Raw genomic sequence first — 22,090 nt, forward strand, 5'->3', positions numbered from 1 at the left:
GGAGGGGAAGATCAATGGCAGTCATCATAAGCGGAATTGTCACCGGCCTTACCGAAGACCCATCCGCCGCAATCGTCAAAGCCCGTAAGCGACTGGGAATACAGGAGAGCGATGTCAAGGAAAGCTGTATCGTCAAAACATCGCTTGACGCGCGCAAACAAAGTGATATCCATTTTGTCCATTCGGTCGCGCTCACGCTTTATGCGGATGAGGCGAAAGTGTCCGCGCGCGCGGCGGATAAACAGGTCGCCCTGCGTGAAGAGCAGCCGCTCGAAGTTACGGTGGGGAATCGACCGCTGCCGCACCGGCCGGTGATAGCCGGGTTTGGTCCGGCCGGAATGTTCGCTGGTCTGCTGCTCGCACGGTACGGATACCGCCCGCTGATTCTCGAACGTGGAGATGAAATCAGCCGCCGGGTGCAGGCGGTCGAAACTTTCTGGGCAACCGGGAAGCTCGATCCGGACACGAATGTGCAGTTTGGGGAAGGCGGTGCCGGAACCTTCTCAGACGGCAAGCTCACCACCCGTATCGGCGACCCGAAATGCTCCTGGGTGGTGCGGGAATTTGTTCGGTTCGGCGCGCCGCCCGAGATTTTGCAGAAGGCAAAGCCGCACATCGGCACCGACCGCCTGCGGGAGGTCGTCGGGCGCATCCGGTCGGAAATCCTTTCACTCGGCGGGGAAATCCGCTTTCGTACGCCGCTCACTGGGCTGCGGGTGCGAAATGGCTCGGTTACGGCAGCGCTCACGCCGGAGGGGGAAATTCCCACCGGGATTGTGATCCTTGCAACCGGACACAGCGCGCGGGATACTTTCCGGATGCTTTATGAAAACGGCTTTGCCATGGAGCCGAAGCCGTTTTCGGTCGGTGTGCGGGTTGAACACCTGCAAAGCGAGATCGACCGTGGTCTGTATGGAAAGCTCGCCGGCCATCCGGTATTGCCGGTGGGAGAATACCAGCTTTCGCACCGCAGGAACGGGCGCGGCGTTTATACCTTCTGTATGTGTCCAGGTGGCGTGGTGGTGCCCGCCGCATCGGAAACGGGCATGGCCGTGACCAATGGGATGAGTTATTTTGCACGCGATGGGAAAAACGCAAACGCGGCGGTCGCGGTCGCGGTCACACCGGGTGATTACGGTCGCGGCGCGCTCGACGGCGTGTGTTTCCAGCAGGAACTGGAACGCCGGGCATTTCAGGCGGCCGGGGGAGGCTACCGCGCGCCGGCGCAGGACGCGGCACATTTTTTGAACAGCAAACCGGGCCTTACAATCGGGCGGGTACAGCCGACCTATGCGCGCGGCGTGGAGCCTTGCGATTTTTCGGATCTTTTTCCCGGATTTGTGACGGAAATGCTGCGGCTCGGACTTCAAAACTTTAACGCCAAGCTGCCAGGTTTTGCCGCGCCGGATACGCTGCTCACCGGTGTGGAAACACGGACCTCCTCACCAGTGCGGATCTTGCGGGGGGAGGACTGCCAGTCACTGTCCGCAAAAGGGCTTTATCCCTGTGCAGAGGGCGCCGGATATGCGGGCGGTATCATGAGCGCGGCAGTGGACGGACTGCGGGTGTCGCAGGCGGTCATTGCGCAAGCGGCGCCTGCGGCAGGGGAATAAACGATCTGCCCGTGTAGCGTGGGACTGGTCGGCGGCATAAGATGGAATATCTTCGTCTGAGGAGGTATGCCATGAAAATCGGGGTAGCGCTATCCGGAAGCGGACCGGGCGCGCAGGCCGCTTATGCCTTTGCCGACGAGCTGATGCGGTGCTCGGTCAAAATCGATCTCTTATCGGTGACTTCGCTCGCAGCAGTTTCCTGCATGTTGTGGGCCAAAGGCCTGGAACCGGAGGAAATTCACGAGTTGATGACCCTGTTGGAAGCCTCCCACACGCCAGCATGCGGGCTGCGGCAGATAGAAAAGATGGGGGTATTTTCTCCGGGAGCGGGTTGCCCGCTCGCGGTGAATTCGGCGGATATCGCGACTGGCGTCACAGTGATCCATACCGACCAGTTCCATTCAGACGCGTGGAATCTGAAAACCTGTCCGCTCGCGGGCAACGAACGGGCGGCATTGATAGCGGCGGTCAGCCCATATCGGGACTCCCCGCCGCTGGAACTGGACGGGATGCGGCTCTGTGATTTTTCTGTGCGGTATGGGTGCCCTTTTTTCCCCCTTCGGATGAACGCGGCGGAAAAAATCCTTTCCGTTTCGTTTGCGGGGGGAGCGTCACCCGCGCAAATTGCTTCCAGCAGCCTTGCTTCGCTGACCGGGAAGAACGCAGATCTGCACTATACGGTGCATCTTGATGATCCAGAGGACCCCGCGGGGCAGATTCGGAACTTTGTACAGGAAAATATCGTGCAGATCTACCATAAGATGTTGTTTTGAGCGAATCCCGGTTTCATTTGAACCGGGATCCTTGCTATTTAAGGGGTATACTGGTATAATATGACTATATATTGAGTGGAATATGTGAGAGGAATTGGAAAATAGATGGATCAGATATATCGGATTTGCTGCCCCTGTCTGTTTGGACTGGAAAGCGTGCTCTCGTTTGAAGTAAAGAAAATCGGCGGGGAAAACGTGGAGGTCACTGACGGGCGGGTATTTTTTGATGGGGATCTTCAGATGGTCGCGAAGGCGAACCTTTGGCTGCGCACGGCGGAACGTGTTGGGATCGTCATGGGGCGATTCAAGGCGGAAACCTTTACAGAGCTTTTTGATCGTACTGCAGAGCTTCCGTGGGAACATTTCATTGGAGAGGACGACCAGTTTCCGGTAAAAGGTTCGTCGCTGAATTCAAAACTTCACAGTGTCCCGGACTGCCAGCGCATTATCAAACGGGCGGTTGTGCGGAGATTTGAATCGGTCTATAAGCGTGCCGTTTTTGCGGAAACCGGCACGGCCTATCAGGTTCAGTTCACCATTCATAAGGATATGGTTACACTGCTGCTTGATACGTCCGGCGCTGGCCTGCACAAGCGCGGTTACCGTGCAAATGCGAATGAAGCGCCAATCAAGGAAACGCTCGCGGCGGGAATTGTGGATTTTGCCCGCGTGCGCGGGGATTCCACGGTATATGACCCGATGTGCGGGTCCGGTACGCTGGTGATCGAGGCGGCTCTTAAGGCGCTGAATATCGCGCCGGGGATTCGGCGGCGTTTCGCGGCTCAGAATTGGGCCTGCTTTGCAAATGGGATTTTCAGCGATCTTCGCAAGGCGGCGGCCGCTGAAGTGCGCAGAGATGCACAATTTTTGGCTTTTGCTTCGGACAATGATTCGCAGTCGGTCAAGCTCACTCAAGAGAACGCGGTCAAAGCGGGTGTGGCATCGCGCATCAAGGTGTACGAGGGAGACGTGGCGGATTTTCAGACGCGGCGTCCGGGACATGGGGGCATTGTTCTGACAAATCCGCCGTATGGCGAACGGCTGCTCGACGCCTCCGAAGCGCAGGAAATCTGCCGGATGCTGGGCACGGCTTTTCCACCGGAGGAGGGGATGAGCTATTACATCATCAGCCCGGACGAGGACTTTGAAGCACAATTCGGTCGACCGGCTGTGCGCCGCCGCAAGCTTTATAATGGCATGATCAAGTGCCAGCTATTTATGTACTTTGAAAAGCCATCAAAGCCACAAGAAAGAGATATCCCCCAAAATTAAATTTTGGAAGCGCTCTATCGGGCTTCATTTTATCCGAAATTCGTGCGTAATTGCTAAATAATCTAAAAATGATTGGCTATTATTGGTCTTGTCAAGCAGATAGAAAGTCTATATAATATCTGATATACCAGATATTAGTTTTCGTTTCGCAAATTAGAAACATCGAAAGGAGATTTTGAATAGGGTGATCAAACAGGAGAAAGAGATCGTTGAAAGCCTGCCCATTCGAGATCAAGTCGCAGATATTATCCGCCAGATGATTATCAATGGAGAACTAAAAGCGGGACAGAAAATCAGTGAGCGGCAAATCAGCAAGATGCTGAATATTAGTACGACTCCGGTAAAAGAGGCATTTCGGGCCTTGCAAACAGAAAAACTGATTGTTTGCGTTCCACGAAAAGGTTCTTTTATTTCCGAACATTCCAGAGAAAATTTAAAAGAGGTCACCTATATCAGGAGTGCTATTGACGGTGTTTCCGCCTATTTTGCCGCTATCTATGCGACTGAAAATCAAAAACGTATGATGCGCGAATTGCTGGAACAGGCCCGTGCTATTATTGAGGAAAGAGGAGACGCCGAAGAGCTTTCCAATATCAATGAACGTTTTCACAGTGTCTTGCGCGAAAGTTCGAACAACACCTATCTTTGTAATATGGCAAACAGCTTTCTGCAAATTGATAGCTCTATGCGAAAGGTTGTCAATGTCACTGACTATGAACAGCTGTTGAATCGGCAATTGCAGCATGAAGAGATCCTCAAAGCGGTTGAGACGGGGGACAGTGCGGAAGCAGAGAGGAGGATGGTCCATCATATCCGGGATACTTCGAAACATCTCTTTTGGGTAGAATAAAATTCTATCCTATTCTTTTCCATCAATTGGTATATCAGATACCAGTTTATAGAATTATGTATTCACTATGCGTCAGTTTTACAACCACCCACCCAAAAACAAAGGAGTGACTTCAATGAAAGTATGGAAATGGTTAGATGAGCATTTAGAAGAGACAATCGTTGCGGGATTTCTGGCTGGCGTTGCGCTTCTAATGGGCATTCAGGTCATATTGCGTTATGTATTCCTGAATGGCCTTTCCTGGAGCGAAGTCATTGCCCGTTATTTTTTGGTGATGATGGGATTTTTGAGTCTTGGATATAGCATACGGCATCGTTCCTCCATCAGGATCGACATGCTGATCAATATTCTTCCCAAACCTTTCCGCAGAGCGTGCGGAGTGGTGGTTTGGTTTATCACATTTTTCGTTTTGCTGATTCTATTTCACACGGCGGTGACGACAACGGTTTTTTATGAAGCGCATGGCCGTATTATTGCCGGTACGAATATTCCGGTCTATATCATTTATATCATCGGGCCGGTCATTGGTCTCGGCCTTGGGCTTTTCCGTCTATTTCAAGTTACGGTTTTAGATTTTATCAGCTGGAGAAAAAACAGGACCGGCGAGGATCGCCCTCTAAATATTCCAACCAATGAGAAAGAAGGCGTTCTCAAATGAATGCAGCAGTATTTTTCATTCTGTTTCTGGTGCTTTTGGCAATTGGTACGCCGATGTCTTTTACTTTTTGTGGTCTGGCGCTGTTGCCGAATCTTCTGAATTCCAATTTCCAATTTGATGCAAATTCCGTATTGTCCGCTACAGTTGGCGGGCTCAACAGCTTTATCCTTTTAGGGATTCCACTCTTTATGCTTGCAGGTGTCCTCATGGCAAAGGGAGGGATCTCAGAAAAGCTTTTTGGATTTTTCGCTTATTTTATCGGAAATAAAACAGCGGGATTTCCTGCTACCGTAATCATTACCTGCCTGTTTTTCGGTGCGATTTCCGGTTCTTCGGCCGCCTCGGTTGCCGCGGTGGGAGCGATGACGATCCCGTTTCTTGTAAAGCTTGGCTATGATAAAGTCTTTTCCACCGCCGTTGTAACAGTGGCCGGCGGCCTAGGCGTGATCATCCCGCCCAGCATTTCCTATATCATTTTTTCTTCCGTTTCAAACACTTCTCCGGCCAGCCTGTTTATCGCAGGAATTCTGCCGGGCTGCCTGATCGCCGCAGGACTCATTTGCTATGCATATTATTACTGCAAGCGTAAAGGCGAAGATAAGCAAACGATACAGATGTATTATCAGGAAATCCGGCAAAAAGGCCTTTGGAAACTCTTCCGGGAAAGTTTTTTCGCCCTTTTGACGCCTGTAATTATCCTGGGAAGTATTTATGGTGGGATTGCATCTCCCACGGAAGCCGCGGCGATCTCGGTGATCTATGCCTTTGCAGTCAGCTTATTTGCCTATAAGTCCATCCGCTTTCAGGACATTCCGGCACTGTTTGTGGAGGGCAGCAAAAGTTTCATCAATCTATTTTTTATATTGGGCGCAGCCACAGCGTTTACCCGTGTGGTGACCCTTTCCGGCTACGCAACCGAAATCAGCAATTTCATCCTCAGCAGTTATACGGGAAAAGTCGGTATCCTGCTGTTGCTGAACCTGATTATGTTGATATTTGGCGCTGTAATGGACAATATCCCGAATATTATGCTGCTCACGCCGGTTCTGCTTCCGGTGGCCACAGGTATTGGCATGGACCCGATCCATTTTGGTATCATAATGACCGCAAATCTGGCGATCGGCATGGTTACCCCTCCGGTTGGCGTAAACCTGTATGTGGGCAGCGGGATGTCCAATATCCCAATCCTGAAGCTGGCCAAAGCTACCATCCCGTTCTTACTGACCTTCGTGATATCTTTGTTGGCAATCACTTTTATCCCAGGAATAAGCCTGTGGCTGGTGGGGTAATGCCGGTTTGTTGAACATAAGCCTGTTGGCTTATATAAAAAGGAGGAATGGTCATGAAAACGCAAAAAACCGTATTGGCATTCTTGTTAACGCTCTGTATGATTTTAACACTTGCGGGATGCGCATCTCCCGCACAACCGGCGGCATCCAACGGTTCCGCGGCGGCTCCGGCGGAATCGGAAACCTATGAGTGGTCTTTTGGAATGGGCGGCACTGAGGAGACACTGAACTACAAAGGCGCGGAAAAATTCAAAGAGCTGATAGAAGCACGCAGCGAGGGGCGTGTGAAGGTGAACCTCTACGCAAACTCTTCTCTGGGTTCCACGGCGGAAATGATGGAAGGGCATATCAATGGGACGATTGCCCTCCTGACCGGTGTAACGAGTATGCTGCCCCCGTATGTTCCCGGATATGCGCTTTTCGATTTGCCCAATGCGTTTCCAGATATTGAAACTATGCGGGCCTTTCTCACCAGCGATTTTTGTGATCTCCTGAATGAAAAATATGCTGAATCGGGCGGTTTTGTTATGTTGGGGTTCTGTGACGCCGGATTCCGTCAGCTTACCGCCAATAAACCGATCCATGCGGTTGCGGATATGAAGGGAATAAAGATCCGCACCCAGGAAAACAAATACCATCTCGCATACTGGAACGCGCTGGGCGCAAACGCGATTGCAATGGACTGGTCCGAGCTTTATACGAATCTTCAGCAGGGCGTTGTGGACGCGGAAGAAAACCCTTATATGAACTTTTATGATACAAAGCTCTACGAAGTCCAGAAATACATTATGGAATCCAACCATGTGGGTCACATCATGACCTTCAGCATGAGCACATCGGTATATAACAGCCTGCCCGCCGATATCCGGAAGATGGTTGACGACTGCATGGCGGAATCGATGGAATACATCGTCGGCCTGTCGGACGCTTCCCTCCAGGACTATAAGAAAGCCTGTATGGATGAAGGAGTAACGATCATCCCAATGGAGCCTGAAGTGCTTGCCCAGATGCAGGAAATGGCTTCTCCCGTGTACGATATGGTGCGCAAAGATATTGGCGATGAAATTGTAGACGAGTTTCTTGCTGCGATTGATAAAGTGAAAAAATAGTTGGTATATTTTTCGGGAGGTGCCGATATTTTTCGCCCTCCCGAAAAATATCGGGAACTGTTATTAAAGGAGAAGACCAATGACTACAGATTTTATTTATGGCATAATTGTGCCTATTCTGACTCCGATTGATGAAGATGAACGCATTAGGGAGGCGAAGCTCCGGGAACAGGTGGATTTTGTCATTGATGGAGGCGTAAATGGCATTCTGGCTTTTGGCAGCAATGGCGAATTTTATATGGTGGAAGAGGATGAGATGTACAGAGGCCTTCAAATCATATTGGATCAAGCGCGGGGCAGGGTTCCCGTCTATATGGGAATTGGGGCAATCAGTACCAAAAAATGTATCCATATTGCTGAAATGGCAAAATGCGCAGGTGCGAATGGAATTTCCGTATTGCAGCCGATGTTTATAAAGCCCACCGAAGAGGAGCTTTTCGAACATTTTTGTGCGATTGCATCAGCGGTTCCCGATATGCCTGTGCTTCTTTACAACAATCCGGGGAGGACAGGTTATACCATAAGCGCGGATCTGGTTGAACGGCTCATCTCGCGCATGGACAATATCTGTGGGATGAAGGATTCCTCTGGAGATATGACTCAGACTTTGGAATTCATCAGAAAAACCCGTTCAAAAAATTTTAAAGTATTTGGTGGGAAGGATACCCTGATTTATGCGGCATTGTCCCATGGCGCTGTGGGAGCAGTCGCCACAACTGCAAATTTTATTCCCAAACAGGTTTGTTCCGTTTATCAGGATTTTTTAGAGGGAAGGCTTCAGGAGGCTTTGGAAACACAGTTTCGTTTGGCGCAGATACGCCTGGCGATGGATCAGGCAAGTTTTCCTGTGGCCACAAAGGACTTGGCGAATCTCGCCGGACGATCGGTCGGAAAACCATATACGCCGAATCTGCCGTCCCAGGGGGAAGCATTGGAGCATTTGAAGCAAGCCATGCAAAGTGCATTCTATTCCATGGAATGATTATGGGCGGGGGTCTCTGCTTGTTTGCGGCCCAATTTCTGATGAAAAGGAGCGTATCTCCGTATGTGCGATTATCCAGCTTTATTTGAACCGATTACCCTCGCGGGAAAAATGATACGGAACCGTATTGTCCTTTCCCCAATGGGAACCCGTGCCAATCTGTTAGACGGCACGCTTTCAGACCGGTGCGCAATCTTTCTGGAAGAGCGGGCAAGAGGCGGCGCCGGTCTCATCATAACAGAACAGACAGCTGTGCGCGAAGGGCAAATGCGAGTCCCCACGATGCAGGCCAACTCGGATCTGCTGATCCCCGCGCTTAGCCAGCTTGCCGCCAGTGTACACGCTTACGACAGCCATATTTTGATGCAGCTTGGACTGCATGGCGGGCGGGCTCCAAGCTCTGTTACAGGAAACCGCTGCATTGCCCCGTCTGCGGTTGCTTCCCCGCTTTACAAGGAAATACCGGAAGCTCTGACGGAGGAAGAAATTTATGCGCTTGTGGACGATTGGCGTTTTTGCGCCATGCGGGCGAAACGCGCGGGATTTGATGGCGTCGAGGTGCATGGCTGCCACGGCTACCTGATCAATCAGTTTCTTTCGCCTGTGACGAATTGCCGCAGGGACGCCTTTGGCGGCAGTTTAATCAACCGTCTTTATTTTGCGAAACTGATCGTATTCGCAGTCCGTGAGGCTTGCGGAGCAGATTTCATCATAGGCTTCAAAATGCCTGGTTTTGAAAATTTTCCGGGTGGGATCGAACCGGAGGACGCCGTAATCATTGCGAAGGAAATGGAATGTTACGGCGTGGACTATCTGCATGTATCTGCAAACTCACTCGTCTTTTCCGCGCCACAGGATTATCCGTATACCCCTTATGCGGACGTTCCCTCCATGTATGATGAAAAGGGCTGTCTTGTTCCATTGGCGGAAATGGTCAAAAAGGCGGTATCGGTTCCTGTTATCGCGGTGGGCGGGATTGTAACGCCCCAGGATGCAGAGCAAGTGATTTCAAACAGGCAAGCGGACATGGTAGCCGTGGGCAGACCATTCCTTGCGGATCCAGAATGGGGCGAGAAGCCGCTTTCGCAGGAGATTGCGCGTCCATGCGTCGGTTGTCTCGAATGTCATAAACATATTCTGGCCGGCACCGATCTGGTGTGTACCGTGAATCCCGGGCTGCTCCGGGAGTTTTACGGCCGTCCTTCCAGCGAAAAATCGAAGCCGAAATCGGTCGTGATTGTGGGCGCGGGCCCCGGTGGTATGGAGGCCGCGATCCAGGCGGCCGACCGGGGATATAAAGTGACGGTCTACGATTCCGGAGAAGGGCTCGGCGGTACGCTTCGGCTGGCTGCAAAACCAGATTTCAAGGAACGCGTCCGGGAACTGCTTGCTTATTATAAACAGGAGATAGAGCAGCGGAACATCCATCTGATCTGGAATACAAAGGTGGACGAAGAAAATGTATCAACACTGTTGCAGTGTGAGCAGGCGGACTCCATAATCCTTGCGACAGGGGGGATCCCGGTGGTTCCGCCTTTCGCGCGCGATGCAAAGATGGAAGTGCTGATTGCGGAAGACCTGATAGAAAAGGGTGTGGAAGGATTCCTTCCAGAGCAGGTCGCAATCATCGGAGCTGGGAAGGTGGGCCTTGAAACCGCCTGGTTGCTAAGCTTGGCGGGGAAAAAGGTGGCCGTTTACGATATGCTGCCCATGGAGAAAGTTTTGGCCGCCGATCATCCGGTTATGAGGGCCGCCTTGCTGCACAGGATGAATGAGCTGGGCGTAAGGATTTATACAGAGGCTCGTCTGAACCGCATCATGGAAAATACCCTGCATTTTAATATTGCCGGGGAAGAGGCGGTACACAAAGCGGAATGTGTGGTGCTGGCCATTGGCTATCGGCCGGATCACACGCTTTACCGAAATCTTTTAAAGGCGGGATGCTGCAAAAAAATCCTTTTGATTGGTGATGCAAAAGCGCCCAGAGGAATGTTTGACGCTATCCACGAAGGATATTTTGCGGGAAGATATCGAATTTAAGGGGGCTCTCCGATGAAAGGCACAAATGAAACGATGAAGCGGATGGATGCGCTCCTCAGACAGGATTGGGAGAAGTATGCTGAAATCCGGCATCATCTTCACGCCCATCCGGAAAAATCGAACCAGGAAAAGGAAACGGCGGCATATCTGACCGGCTGGTTGCGGCGGGCGGGAATTCCCTGCCGGACTGGATTGGGCGGGTACGGGATCATTGCGGATATTGGAACCGAACGGAACCGCCCAACAGTGGCAATTCGTGCGGATATGGACGCACTGGCCCTTTCGGAGGCCAGCGGGCTGCCATTTGCCTCCCAAACGCCGGGCGTCATGCATGCCTGCGGCCATGATGTACATATGTCGGCACTTTTGACGGCGGGGCTGATTCTCCAACAGGTGAAGGAATCGCTTTCCTGTGGTGTTCGGCTGATTTTTCAGCCCGCGGAGGAAAATGGTCCGGTCGGGGGGGCTGTCCCAATGATTTCGGACGGCGCCCTTGACGGAGCGGATATCCGCGCCGTATTTGCCGCACATGCCATGCCCCAAATCCCGGAGGGAGCTTTCGCAGTTGTCAAAGGCCCCGCATTGGCTGCGAATGACAATTTCTATGTTACGGTAACAGGGAAGGGCGGGCATGCGGCAATGCCGCATGCCTGTGTCAACCCACTCTTGGCAGCCTCTCAGCTTGTGCTGCATTTTTGCGCCTTGCCGGCGCAGGAAATATGCGCTCATCATGCCGCTGTGATTTCCGTGGGGAAATATAGCGGCGGAATTCGGCGCAACATCATTCCGGAAAAAGCCGAGCTGGAAGGTACCATGCGCACGTTTGATCCGAAAGACAGGGAAAAGCTTATGCAGCGGATGGATGAAATTTCCTGCGGGATAGCGAGAAGCAGCCAGACAGATATCCGACTGGTCTGGCAGCCGAGTTTTCCGATGGGGGCTAACGAACCGTATGCCGCGCAATATCTGAGAAACGCGATATCCCGTCACCTGGGGAAGGATCTGCTGATGGAAGAATTTCCACCCTTTATGGGATCGGACGATTTCGCTTACTTTTTACGCGAACGGCCGGGTGCCATTTTGTGGGTCGGAACCGGTATCCCGGGCAGGCCGCAGGAACTGCACAGCCCGGAGCTTTCCATATCGGATAATGTTCTAAAAAATCTGTGCCGCGCATTTTTAGCGGTTGCGATTGATTTCCCGGATTTTATAGAAGGAAGGGGCATGGACACGTTATTATGAAAAATTTTGCGGATCGTACAGTTGACGTTGCATTTTCACCTGTCCGAAAAGTACTTGAACAGGCTGAGCAGATGCAGGAAAAAGGGGAACGGGTCATTCATTTGGAGATCGGTGAACCGGATTTTCATACACCTTCGCATATCGTGGAGGCCACTCAAAAAGCGTTAACCAATGGATATACCCATTATTTCCCCAACCGAGGCTATTTGCCACTTCGCCAGGCAATAAAAGAGAGGCTCCTTCAGACGGGCAAAGTTCTATACAACCCTGACTCGGAAATCATTTTGACAGCGGGGGCCGCAGAAGGCATTCTGGATGCAATCTTGGGACTTGTGGATCCCGGGGATGAGGTTATTGGATTCACTCCTGCTTTCATGAACTATAAAAATGCAACCATTCTGGCGGGGGCGAAATTTGTGGAGATTGCACTCAGGCAGGAGAACAACTTCCAGATTGATATCGAAGAATTGAAACGGGCAATTACACCGCGGACACGGATGATCGTCCTGAATAATCCACAGAATCCATGCGGAACGATCCACAAAGCGGAAATCCTTGAAGAGCTTGCAGAGCTGGCGCGCCAAAATGATCTGTTGGTACTGTCCGATGAAATCTATGACAGTATCCTGTATGATGGGGCTAGCTTTTGTTCGGTCGCTTCGCTTCCGGGGATGAAGGAGCGTACCATTTGCATAAACGGGTTTTCAAAATCCTTTGCAATGACCGGCTGGAGGGTTGGCTATTTAGCGACGGACAAGGCGCTGCTGCCCGCTGTTTTAAAGCTGCATCAATATAATACCTGCTGTATCCCCAGCTTCATACAGGTGGCATTGACGGAGACAATGAACCATACGAATTCCTTGTGTTCCACGCGGAATATGGTCAGTCAGTTTGAAAAGCGGCGGGCACTTTTACTTCGTGGGCTCGGAGCGATCCCGGACCTGAGTTTCGTCGCACCCATGGGTGCTTTCTATATGATGATCAATGTGGAAAAAACTGGGCTGAGCGGAACCGTGTTTGCAGAGAGGCTTCTGCGGGAGCAGGCTGTCGCGGTTGTTCCTGGTATTGGATTCGGCGATGCGTTCGGCAGATATATTCGGATTTCTTTTGCAGCCTCCACGGATGATATCCTGGAAGGGGTAAAACGGATCGGAGCCTTTGCAGCAAGTCTGCCGGAGGCGGAAAGCGATTGAAAACCGGGGCACAGATTGAATATTCTAACATTTGGAGGCTGCCATGATCGATCTTTTATTCAAAAACGGGCATCTGATTGACCCCGCATCTGGAATTGATCGAGTCTGCAATTTGGGTATCCGGGATGGAAAATCCCTCGGTGCAGTGACCGGCGTTTCAGCGCAGGCACAAAACATCATCGATGCGTCCGGATATTATATCTTTCCGGGATTGGTGGATTTTCATACACATATTTATACCGGAAATAACGCGCTGGCGCTCCACCCGGATCTCTTGCTTTCAAGCGGAGTAACCTGTGCTGTGGACGCTGGATCGGCGGGAAGATCCAACTTTGAGGATTTTTATAATGGCGTTGTAAAACCCAGCATGATCCGCGTCTACTCCTATCTGAACATCCGAAACGAGGGTATGCCGATTGGAGAAAATGCAAAGGTCTGTTTGCCCAGCCGACAGGATACCCGTGGCCTGTCCCTGCTTATGGAACGCTATCCCGACCAGATTAAAGGGCTGAAAGTTTATATGGGCGAGGAGACGCTCGGAACCCTTGGCCTACATCTGCTGGAAGAAACCATCCGGATTGCAGATGCCCTTGCCTGCCCGGTGGTGGTTCATGCTTCAAATCCGCCGTCGACGGAAAGCTCGCTTTGCGGCCTGCTCCGAAAGGGGGATGTAATGTGTCACTGCTACCATGGAAAAGGACGTAGCATCCTGCATGCGGATGGAAAGATTGAGGAAGGTGTCTTAGCTGCACGGAAACGCGGCGTGCTTTTTGACTGCAGCAACGGATTTACGAATTATAACCATTCGGTTGCAAGGCAGGCGATTCAACAGGGATTTTTTCCGGATATCATCAGTACTGACATTACTTCGGTGGTATACAATAAAGAAGGATACTGCCGCAGTTTGCCACAGCTCATGAGCAAATATCTCGATTATGGAATGACGCTTTCCGAAGTGGTGCGCTGTACCACAGAAACCCCGGCAAAACAGCTGGGAATCTTTGGCCATTATGGAACGCTGGCAGAAGGAGCTGCGGGGGATGTTACAATTTGTAAGCTGGTTCGCGCGGCGCCGGTATATCTGGATAACTGCCAGCAGGAAATGACCGGCACACAGCTGCTCATTCCGGTGATGACGGTGTTGAATGGCAAAATCGTCTATCGCTATGGTGAATTTTGAGAACCGATAAAAGGGAAGCCTCCTCCTTCAACTCGCTGATTGAAGGAGGAGGCTTCCCTTTTTACGATGGATGTGATACAATGACGCAGAACGGCTTGCTACGCGCATTCGCACAGCAAGCCGCAAAATCCGGTTGAGGAATAGAGGATGTTAGATTTGGCTCTCCCACAGATGCTGCTTATCGTTTGCCCGTTGGTTTTTTTCGGTGGCTTTGTCGATAGTATTTCCGGTGGCGGCGGACTGATCAGCCTGCCGGCCTATCTGCTTACCGGGATTCCTCCGCACATCGCTTTCGGCTGCAATAAAGTTTCGGCAGGGGTGGGGATGCTGGTTTCCACCGTTCGCTTCCACCAAAATGGAAAGATCCATTTGAAAAGCGCCGCTGTTTCCGCGGTATTTGCGCTGTTGGGAGCGGGGCTGGGGTCGTCATTCAATATGCTGCTCGACGCCGTCCTGCTCAAAAAGCTGATCGTCGGTGTTCTGCCGGTGGTTTCGATCCTTGTATTGTTTGGCGGCAACCGCATCCGGCCGTCCAAGCTCCTGAAGGGATACAAACTCTTTTTAGCCTGTGCAGGGATTGGCTTTGTGACAGCTTTATATGATGGGATCATTGGGCCTGGGGCGGGGACCTTCATGGTTTTCGGTTACGCCTCAATCGCGGGATTCGACTATGTGACCGCGAGCGGAAACGCGAAGGTGACAAATCTGGCGTCGAATATTGCGAGCACCTTTCTTTATATATCCGCGGGCAGGGTATTGTTTGCACTCGCAATTCCAGCCGCGCTTTGCAGCATTGCGGGCAGCTGGATCGGCAGCGGCCTTGCGATCCAGAAAGGTGCAAAGTTCATCAAAGGGATCATGGCGCTGGTTTTGGCGGGTATTTTTGTGAAGCTCATTTGGGATCTGCATCTTATTTAGAACAGTGGAATCTAAGGTGGCTCCCGATGCGGGCAGCGTGCGCCCCAAGGTTTTTTATGTGTATTATGATCTCGGGATGGCATAGAAACAGGTTGATGGGACAGATTGGACCGGTGAAAAGCCGGTCCAATTTTCATTTCGGACAGGTTCTAAAATTTTGGACGGGCCAATATGATAGAAGGGAGAAAGCCAAAGGACGTGACCGAATTGAAAGAGGATGAACGTTACAGCGCGGCAGTGGGGACACTGTCCGACCGGGTACGCCGTACACTTGAGCGGGTCCCGCGCGAAATCCGATTAAACGCGACTGAAATCCGTCTGCGAACCGGTCGACCGCTTACGCTGATGGTTTGCACCCGACCGTTTTTTGTAGAGGAAAATGGGGCTGTTTCTCCGAATCCGGGAGCGAAGCCTTTTCTGTTGGATCGGTCGGATCTGCAGGAATGCTTTGTATCACTCTGCGGCTGGTCGGTGCACAGTCATCAGAAGGAGGTAGCAGACGGATATATTTCGGTGCGCGGAGGACATCGGGCGGGCATTGCGGCAACCGCTGTGCTGGAGGAAGGGAAGATGACCGCTGTGCGGGAAATCACTTCGGTTAACCTGCGGATTGCACGGGAGATCTATGGCGCGGCGGACCCGCTGATTCGCGGATATCTGGCGGACCGCCTGCGGGGAATCCTGCTTGTGGGTGCGCCCGCCAGCGGAAAAACAACCCTGCTGCGCGACTTGGCCCGGCAGCTTGCGGACGGTGCGGTCGGGCGTTATGTGAAAGTCTGCGTGGTGGACGAGAGCGGGGAGATCGGCGCCGCTTCGGGCGGCGGTATCCAAAATGATCTGGGTGTCTGCAGTGACCTGCTGTCCGGCTATCCAAAAGATCGAGGACTGCAGATCGCACTGCGGTACCTTTCGCCGGAGGTAATCATCTGCGACGAGGTGGGTAGCGACCGGGAAATAGAAGGAATTACAGAGGCCGCCAACAGTGGTGTTTCGGTGGTGACCTCTATTCATGCGGGAAGCTTTGCGGAATTGTCGCGCCGTCCGCAGGCGAGGAAACTGCTTGAAACCGGAGCCTTTGAGCTAATCGTGCTGCTTGCAGGCGCACAGCGCCCGGCGGAAATAACAGAAGTGAAAAGGATTGGTGAAGTATGTACGCTTTTTTAAAGGTCAGCGGAATGGTTTTGGTGGTGCTGTGCACGACATCAATTGGTATGGCAATGGCGAAAACGCTCACAAACCGTGTGGAGGAACTGGAAGCCTGTATCGCGGCGCTCGCCGCGTTTGAAAGCGAACTTTCCTACAGCCTTGCGCCGCCGGACGAAGTGGTCGGCAGGCTGGAAAGCCGCGAGTCGCTTTCCGCGGCGGCTTTTCTGCCCGCATGCGCATCGCTTTGCAGACGCGGGATACCATTCCCCAAAGCATGGAAGCAGGCGATCACGGTGACGCGTGCAAATCTGGCGCCGGACGACCTTTCGATCCTTACCGGCCTTGCAGATACGCTTGGTCAATGCGATCTGCAGAGCCAGCTCGCACAGCTGGCACACGCGAAGGCACTTTTGCAGATGCAGCTTACCTCGGCTCAGGGACGCTGCGGCTCCTATGCAAAGTTATACCGTACGATGGGTGTGCTTGCGGGTGCGTTTGTGGTGATCGTCTTTATCTGAACTTGCAATCAACATAATAATATAAAAGGAAGCGGCCCTGGGCCGCTTCCTTTTTACGGTTGGGAAAATTGATCATACGCTTACCTGGATCGGCTGTTCCACCCAGGCTTCAAAATCGGGAATAGAAAGCGGTTTGGAGAAGATATATCCCTGTACCAGACCGCAGCCCGCCCGCTGTAGGAATTTAAGCTGTTCCGGATACTCAACCCCCTCAGCCACCGTATGGATCCCAAGGTTATCGGTGAGCTCCAGGATTGCGGAGATGACATATTGGGCACGTTTATCAAGATTGCGTTCAAGGAAAAAACTGCGGTCGAGCTTGAGCGTGTCAACATCCAGCTCTTTGAGAAGACTGATGGAAGAATATCCAAAGCCGAAATCATCCAGGGAGCAGAGGAATCCGGCCTCGTGGATTCCCTGGAGCGCGGCCTTTATACGCGGAATTTCATTGCGCTCAAACATGACAGATTCGGTAATTTCCAGCTCAATGAGCCCTTCCGGAATTTCGTACTGCTGCCTGATTTCATAAAACGGCTTGATGAAATCAGGATTTTGAAAAAAGCGCCGCGAAAGGTTTACAGAGATTGGAAATAGCGGCTTTCCGGAATCCTGCCGCTTCTTCAGAAAGCGGCAGACCTCCTCGAATACAAACAGATCTACTTTGCAGATGGAACCGTCCCGTTCAAAAACAGGAATAAAATCGGCCGGGGAGAGGAATCCCTTTGTTGGATGCTGCCAGCGAACAAGCGCTTCCGCGCCACCCACCGAGCAGTCACTCAGCCGTACCTTTGGCTGGAAATAGACCATGAACTCCTGATTTTCCAGGGAATGCTCCAATTGGTCGCGAAGTTCCTTGCTGTTTCGAAGCTGAGCCTGCGTTTCCGCAGTATAGAACCCGCAGGTATCGCCGGATGTGCTTTGCCGTGCAGTGTTTGCGCGGCCCTGCATGGCCCGGATTTCCAACTCCGGTTCATCAATCTGATAAACGCCGCACGAGATTGAAAGGAAATAGGGTTCCCTCAGGCCTTCGTTAAAGGCATTGATCCTCTGTTCAATCTGTTTGAAACGGGCGCTGACCGATTCCGGTTCCGCCTTGCCCATCAGCAGGTAAAAGTTGTCAGCCGCGCCGCGGGCAGCCAATTCTCCAGGTTTGAGCGTTTCAGAAAGCACATGATAGATATAACGAAGTGTATCGTCGCCTTCCTTGCTTCCAAATTTTTCATTTATAAGCTTGAAATCCCGCACATTGAGCGAGGCCATAAGGAAGGAACCGGGCGGGGATTTATGGATTTGTTCCAGTGCTTCCAGATTGAAACGGTTGATGGAAAAGCCCTGGGTAACCGGGTCAACGAATGCAATCTTTTCAAGCAGCCTTTGATTCCTGTGGTATATGAACAGGAGGGTTGCGATGAAAATAGCGAACAAAAGGATGATTGCAGCTGTGATGGACACATTCCATGCGATATACTGGAAGACATCTTTTGCAATGACATCTGCGGGAATCAGCGTAAGCGATACCCAGTTTTGTATCTGCAGAGCGTTATAAGCCATCAGGACATGCTCGCCGCTGATCGTGGTAAAATAGATGTTTCCGTCCCGGCGTTCCAGCATGTCCTGTTTCATCTGTTCAATCTGTGTGGAAACAGCATGATCGGCATTTCTGGCAAAGATATCGTCCAACGCCAGAAAAAACTTCAGATCAGGCGGGGAGATGACAACCTTTCCATATTCGTCGGTGATGCAGGAAACTCCGCTCCCGCCGAAGCTGTTGCTTTGGATAAGATCCTGCATCCGTTTTTTTCCCTGGATACAGCCGATGATTCCGGAAAATCGGTTCCCTTCCCGAAGCGGAACGGCGTACAGGAGATTTTGTCCGTCCAGCTGATGGATATAGGGCTGCCCGTCCATCTGTGCAAGCGCGGAAAAGATTTCTTCCGAATCTTGGTATTCCCCTTCACTCGAGAGGAAAGTGCCGTCCGGCGCCACGGTAAATACCTGGTCAAAACCATAGTAGCCGGCCTTGCGTCCCAGATAATCAATCCGGGATTCCTGAGTGTCCACATGTGCAAGGCTGTCCGCAATCGAATGCAGATTCAGGACAATTTCAGAAATCCGGTGGTCAATGTGTTCCGAAACCTGGTAGGACACATCATCGAGATAAGAAAAGGTGAGTGCTTCCGTTGATGTCCGAAGATGTATGGCATTTCTGACTGTTAAGGTGGATATAAAAATAATGATTAATATAAGAAAACAAAACAGTATTAGAACTGTTTTTGATTTTCGGATTTCATTGTGCAGCATTTTTATTTCTCCCAAAACATTGTGATTATAATGATAATCATACAGTAACAATAATAACATGGCCTTTCTAAAATCACAATAGTTTCTGACAAAATCAGCCACGGTCCTGTGATTTCTGATTACTTGCGCTTGACGAAAAAACACGTATAATGAAAGGGACGGAGGTGGTGAAGTGGCAAAAAAAACACCCTATACCCAGTGTGAAAAACTTTATGGGATGTTGCTGGCGCAAATTATTTCCGGTGTGCGTGTAAAAGGGGAGCTCCTGCCGACCCTGAATGAAATCTGCGCGCAGTACAAGGTAAAGATCGGGATCGTTCTGCGGGCGCTGGAACGGCTTGAACAGGAAGGCTATATCCGAACAAAACGGGGAAAACAGGCTGTGGTAGTGTTTGAAAACAGCGAAGCGGCCCTTCTGCAATATCTGACCCGGAAGAAAGAGGCGCTCAAAGACGTTTTCCAGATCTGGCGCATATTGCTGCCCAATCTCGCAGTTCACGGCGCACGTTTATGTGAGAAGAACGATCTGGATTATCTGCGGGATCTGCTGCGATCCTATGATGGGGAAACCATAACGGTGGATGAATATACCATCCTGATCCAGAAGTTCATCGACAGGCTTGTCTCAATGTTTGAAAACCCCATCCTCTCAGACCTGCGGCATCAGTTGACCCTGTTCAGCAAGATCCCTTATACCCGGAGCCCGCAGGATACCCGCGCCGACTGTATGGATTGGTATCGTGTTTTGGAGGATTCCCTGTTCTGCATCGAACATCACGAAGAATCGCGTTTGATTGTCAATTTTGAAAAACTGTACCTGTCATATGAAACGCGGATGCTCGAATATCTGGCGATGCTGCCTGAGCCGAATGTTGCGCTTTCGCCAGTGGAGTTTTCCTGGCAGCCCGAGAACAGTACGCCTCCCCTTTATATTGATATCGCGTTGCAGTTGATTATGCAGATGAGTATGGGGAACATTTCTGACGGTGAACGCCTGCCCAGCATTATTGAACTGGCAGAGAAGTTCGACGCCTCAGAAATTACCATTCGCGGCGCCATTCGGTTGCTGAACCAACTGGGATTAATCGAGGCCAAAAGGGGAAGGGGCTGCACGGTTACATTATCTGAAGCGCGGCAGCGGCAGCCGGCCCTGGCCAGCGAGACCGCCAAACAGGGGCTGAAAATTTTCCTCTATACCATGCAAGCCATTTTCCTACTTTGCCCAAAACTAGCGGAATTTTCAATGGATTTTATTTTGGATGATGATATCGAAAAAATCGGCGCCTGGATTGAAAATGGAAGCGATGCGGATATTTTTGTCCAAGGAGGTTCTCCCTTTTTGCAGCTTTTCCTGGACCGTATGCCTTCCAAGACGCTGCGTGATATCGTAAAGCATCTGTGTGATTTGGAGCGATGGGGATATTTTCTGGTTTTCTGTGAATATAAGGAATACCGGGTCGGCTTTTTTGCACAGCAGATCAGGCTTGTCTATCAGGCCCTTCGTGAACGGGATATGGTAAAGTTTGGAGAACGGCTGCAGGAAGTATACAGTCTGAATTTTGAAGCGGTGAAAGAGAACCTGCTGCTTTCCGGGATACAAGAGGTTCTTCCAATCATTTGCCTGCGTCCGCTTCGATAACCCTGATTTAGCCAAAACAAAAGGAACCAATCCGATAATTGGTTCCTTTGGGCCCGCATATTGGCGCTTATATGCGGTTGGGCGAAGCACAGCCGGCATTTTTCAGGGCGCGCTGCATCAGCACTTCTTTTCCTTCTTCGGAAAAATAGCAGAGGGCGGCAATGGCGTCGTTGCGCGCACTTGCCGTAGAAAGCCTGAGACATTGGGAGAAATAAGTGAAAAGCAACGTGTACTCGGTGTAGATGCGGTTGGCTTCCCGCACGCCAAGCGGCATGAACTGGACATTCCCGTAGTATTCTTTTTGGATAAGCCCTTCTTCGACAAGCTTTTTCAGGCACTTTACAACACTGGCCCGACTGACCTGCAAAAGATTCGCGATATCAACTGACCGCACGGCGGCGCCGCCGTTGCTCAATTCATAAATTGCAAGCAGGTACCGAGTGGATGAACTGGATAACATCAGATTTTCCTCCCATTCGGAATTCGGGCCGCAAGCAAACCATATTCTCAGGTTTGGGCCCCGTCAGCGCGAGCGCACAGGAAAAAGCGACTGGTGGTTTCGAAGAACGAGTCATATGATTGATTTCCTCCTCTAGTTAGTAAACGCTAACCAATAAGGAAAAAGAAAAGACGCATCCGTCTTTCTATTCTAATATTATGGTGATCACTAGTCTGAAATAAGATTAGCATATGCTAACCAAATTGTCAAGACCTGACCCAAAACTCATTTTGGGGAATTACCGATGTGCTCACGCAGTTTCTGGAATGTTTCATCGCTGATGTCATGCTCAATTTTGCAGGCGTCAGCAGCGGCGGTCTTGGCGGATACGCCGAGCGCGGTCAGCCATTCGGTGAGGCAACGATGCCGTTCATAGATATGTTCCGCAATTTCGCGCCCGGAATTGGTGAGGGTGATCCACCCATCCTTATCCATGATGATATAGCCGTTTTCCCGAAACTGGCTCATTGCGCGGCTGACACTTGGTTTGGAGAAGCCCAGATGCTGTGCGATATCGATGGAACGGACCAATCCCTTTTCATTTTTCAAAATCAGGATAGCTTCCAAATAGTTTTCCGCGGATTCGTGAATATTCATGAGCTCCTCCTTTGTTGTTAGCCGGTTGAAACAAATTCGTAGGATATAAACAATTTGACCGCGACATTTTTCATCATTCTAGCATAGTCTCACTTTTTGTTCAAGAGCAGAAATTTTTGCAGAATTTCTTGACTGCCGCGCGGGGAACCCGGAGCAGCTTCTTCCGTATCTGTGCCGCCCGGGAAAGCGCATGGTCCCGGCAGTCTGCGCCAGGATGGCAAACGACCCTTTTGAGGGTCGTTTTTTATTGGGCAAAAAAAGGAGATGAAGA

General features: G+C 51.2%; 19 protein-coding genes. 16 read left to right on the forward strand and 3 right to left on the reverse strand.

Features of this window, described 5'->3' with window-relative positions; translation table 11 throughout:
* The first annotated feature begins 14 nt into the window (after nt 1-14).
* The 15 genes from BN4275_RS14060 to BN4275_RS14130 all read left to right on the forward strand — a co-directional run bounded on the left by BN4275_RS14060 (nt 15) and on the right by BN4275_RS14130 (nt 16,783).
* Nucleotides 15-1,613, forward strand: coding sequence for an NAD(P)/FAD-dependent oxidoreductase (locus BN4275_RS14060; protein ID WP_066459401.1), 1,599 nt, complete (start codon nt 15-17; stop codon nt 1,611-1,613).
* A 71-nt stretch (nt 1,614-1,684) separates the two neighbouring features.
* Nucleotides 1,685-2,386 carry a hypothetical protein gene (locus BN4275_RS14065; protein WP_066459403.1) on the forward strand — a complete coding sequence of 234 codons (702 nt, stop codon included), beginning with the start codon at nt 1,685-1,687 and terminating at the stop codon, nt 2,384-2,386.
* Between the two features lie 105 nt (nt 2,387-2,491).
* A complete protein-coding gene (locus BN4275_RS14070; protein ID WP_066459404.1) occupies nt 2,492-3,658 on the forward strand; it encodes a THUMP domain-containing class I SAM-dependent RNA methyltransferase in 1,167 nt (388 codons plus the stop codon).
* A 184-nt stretch (nt 3,659-3,842) separates the two neighbouring features.
* Nucleotides 3,843-4,508 carry a GntR family transcriptional regulator gene (locus tag BN4275_RS14075; RefSeq protein WP_066459405.1) on the forward strand — a complete coding sequence of 222 codons (666 nt, stop codon included), beginning with the start codon at nt 3,843-3,845 and terminating at the stop codon, nt 4,506-4,508.
* 115 nt (nt 4,509-4,623) lie between these two features.
* Nucleotides 4,624-5,166, forward strand: coding sequence for a TRAP transporter small permease (locus BN4275_RS14080; RefSeq protein WP_066459407.1), 543 nt, complete (start codon nt 4,624-4,626; stop codon nt 5,164-5,166).
* Nucleotides 5,163-6,455 (forward strand): TRAP transporter large permease, encoded by a 1,293-nt coding sequence (locus BN4275_RS14085; RefSeq protein ID WP_066459409.1) that lies wholly within the window; start codon nt 5,163-5,165, stop codon nt 6,453-6,455. Before BN4275_RS14080 ends, BN4275_RS14085 begins: the two co-directional genes overlap by 4 nt.
* Before the next feature lie 53 nt (nt 6,456-6,508).
* Nucleotides 6,509-7,564, forward strand: coding sequence for a TRAP transporter substrate-binding protein (locus BN4275_RS14090; RefSeq protein ID WP_066459411.1), 1,056 nt, complete (start codon nt 6,509-6,511; stop codon nt 7,562-7,564).
* A 79-nt stretch (nt 7,565-7,643) separates the two neighbouring features.
* Nucleotides 7,644-8,546 (forward strand): dihydrodipicolinate synthase family protein, encoded by a 903-nt coding sequence (locus BN4275_RS14095; RefSeq protein WP_066459413.1) that lies wholly within the window; start codon nt 7,644-7,646, stop codon nt 8,544-8,546.
* Nucleotides 8,547-8,609: 63 nt separating this feature from the next.
* Nucleotides 8,610-10,586 carry an oxidoreductase gene (locus tag BN4275_RS14100; protein ID WP_066459416.1) on the forward strand — a complete coding sequence of 659 codons (1,977 nt, stop codon included), beginning with the start codon at nt 8,610-8,612 and terminating at the stop codon, nt 10,584-10,586.
* Between the two features lie 12 nt (nt 10,587-10,598).
* Complete coding sequence (locus tag BN4275_RS14105; protein ID WP_066459420.1) at nt 10,599-11,828, forward strand: M20 metallopeptidase family protein; 1,230 nt, start codon at nt 10,599-10,601, stop codon at nt 11,826-11,828.
* The gene (locus BN4275_RS14110; RefSeq protein WP_066459422.1) at nt 11,825-13,021 is read left to right on the forward strand and encodes a pyridoxal phosphate-dependent aminotransferase; all 1,197 of its coding nucleotides are present in this window, start codon (nt 11,825-11,827) and stop codon (nt 13,019-13,021) included. The genes BN4275_RS14105 and BN4275_RS14110 overlap by 4 nt, the downstream gene beginning before the upstream one ends.
* 43 nt (nt 13,022-13,064) lie before the next feature.
* Nucleotides 13,065-14,201, forward strand: coding sequence for an amidohydrolase family protein (locus tag BN4275_RS14115; protein ID WP_066459423.1), 1,137 nt, complete (start codon nt 13,065-13,067; stop codon nt 14,199-14,201).
* 147 nt (nt 14,202-14,348) lie between these two features.
* Nucleotides 14,349-15,119 carry a sulfite exporter TauE/SafE family protein gene (locus BN4275_RS14120; RefSeq protein WP_066459427.1) on the forward strand — a complete coding sequence of 257 codons (771 nt, stop codon included), beginning with the start codon at nt 14,349-14,351 and terminating at the stop codon, nt 15,117-15,119.
* Nucleotides 15,120-15,290: 171 nt separating this feature from the next.
* Nucleotides 15,291-16,283, forward strand: a complete 993-nt coding sequence (locus tag BN4275_RS14125) for an AAA ATPase domain-containing protein (RefSeq protein ID WP_118477734.1) — start codon at nt 15,291-15,293, stop codon at nt 16,281-16,283.
* On the forward strand, nt 16,268-16,783 hold the full coding sequence (locus BN4275_RS14130; RefSeq protein WP_066459430.1) for a stage III sporulation protein AB: 516 nt from the start codon (nt 16,268-16,270) through the stop codon (nt 16,781-16,783). The genes BN4275_RS14125 and BN4275_RS14130 overlap by 16 nt, the downstream gene beginning before the upstream one ends.
* A gap of 72 nt (nt 16,784-16,855) precedes the next feature.
* On the opposite strand, the gene BN4275_RS14135 is transcribed toward BN4275_RS14130, so the two are convergent.
* A complete protein-coding gene (locus BN4275_RS14135) occupies nt 16,856-18,931 on the reverse strand; it encodes a bifunctional diguanylate cyclase/phosphodiesterase (RefSeq protein WP_161940208.1) in 2,076 nt (691 codons plus the stop codon).
* A 325-nt stretch (nt 18,932-19,256) separates the two neighbouring features.
* Between BN4275_RS14135 and BN4275_RS14140 the strand changes: the two genes are divergently transcribed.
* Nucleotides 19,257-20,723 (forward strand): GntR family transcriptional regulator, encoded by a 1,467-nt coding sequence (locus BN4275_RS14140; protein ID WP_066459437.1) that lies wholly within the window; start codon nt 19,257-19,259, stop codon nt 20,721-20,723.
* 67 nt (nt 20,724-20,790) lie between these two features.
* On the opposite strand, the gene BN4275_RS14145 is transcribed toward BN4275_RS14140, so the two are convergent.
* A complete protein-coding gene (locus BN4275_RS14145) occupies nt 20,791-21,183 on the reverse strand; it encodes a metal-dependent transcriptional regulator (protein ID WP_066459439.1) in 393 nt (130 codons plus the stop codon).
* A 264-nt stretch (nt 21,184-21,447) separates the two neighbouring features.
* Nucleotides 21,448-21,819 carry a metal-dependent transcriptional regulator gene (locus tag BN4275_RS14150; RefSeq protein ID WP_066459442.1) on the reverse strand — a complete coding sequence of 124 codons (372 nt, stop codon included), beginning with the start codon at nt 21,817-21,819 and terminating at the stop codon, nt 21,448-21,450.
* Nucleotides 21,820-22,090: the final 271 nt, after the last annotated feature.

This window comes from Anaerotruncus rubiinfantis, assembly GCF_900078395.1.
GTDB lineage: Bacteria > Bacillota > Clostridia > Oscillospirales > Ruminococcaceae > Anaerotruncus > Anaerotruncus rubiinfantis.

Coding starts and splice junctions, on each gene's coding strand:
- BN4275_RS14060 (WP_066459401.1), top strand. CDS start 15: ATGGCAGTCATCATAAGCGGAATTGTCACCGGCCTTACCGAAGACCCA.
- BN4275_RS14065 (WP_066459403.1), top strand. CDS start 1,685: ATGAAAATCGGGGTAGCGCTATCCGGAAGCGGACCGGGCGCGCAGGCC.
- BN4275_RS14070 (WP_066459404.1), top strand. CDS start 2,492: ATGGATCAGATATATCGGATTTGCTGCCCCTGTCTGTTTGGACTGGAA.
- BN4275_RS14080 (WP_066459407.1), top strand. CDS start 4,624: ATGAAAGTATGGAAATGGTTAGATGAGCATTTAGAAGAGACAATCGTT.
- BN4275_RS14085 (WP_066459409.1), top strand. CDS start 5,163: ATGAATGCAGCAGTATTTTTCATTCTGTTTCTGGTGCTTTTGGCAATT.
- BN4275_RS14090 (WP_066459411.1), top strand. CDS start 6,509: ATGAAAACGCAAAAAACCGTATTGGCATTCTTGTTAACGCTCTGTATG.
- BN4275_RS14095 (WP_066459413.1), top strand. CDS start 7,644: ATGACTACAGATTTTATTTATGGCATAATTGTGCCTATTCTGACTCCG.
- BN4275_RS14100 (WP_066459416.1), top strand. CDS start 8,610: ATGTGCGATTATCCAGCTTTATTTGAACCGATTACCCTCGCGGGAAAA.
- BN4275_RS14105 (WP_066459420.1), top strand. CDS start 10,599: ATGAAAGGCACAAATGAAACGATGAAGCGGATGGATGCGCTCCTCAGA.
- BN4275_RS14110 (WP_066459422.1), top strand. CDS start 11,825: ATGAAAAATTTTGCGGATCGTACAGTTGACGTTGCATTTTCACCTGTC.
- BN4275_RS14115 (WP_066459423.1), top strand. CDS start 13,065: ATGATCGATCTTTTATTCAAAAACGGGCATCTGATTGACCCCGCATCT.
- BN4275_RS14120 (WP_066459427.1), top strand. CDS start 14,349: ATGTTAGATTTGGCTCTCCCACAGATGCTGCTTATCGTTTGCCCGTTG.
- BN4275_RS14125 (WP_118477734.1), top strand. CDS start 15,291: ATGATAGAAGGGAGAAAGCCAAAGGACGTGACCGAATTGAAAGAGGAT.
- BN4275_RS14130 (WP_066459430.1), top strand. CDS start 16,268: ATGTACGCTTTTTTAAAGGTCAGCGGAATGGTTTTGGTGGTGCTGTGC.
- BN4275_RS14145 (WP_066459439.1), bottom strand. CDS start 21,183: ATGTTATCCAGTTCATCCACTCGGTACCTGCTTGCAATTTATGAATTG.
- BN4275_RS14150 (WP_066459442.1), bottom strand. CDS start 21,819: ATGAATATTCACGAATCCGCGGAAAACTATTTGGAAGCTATCCTGATT.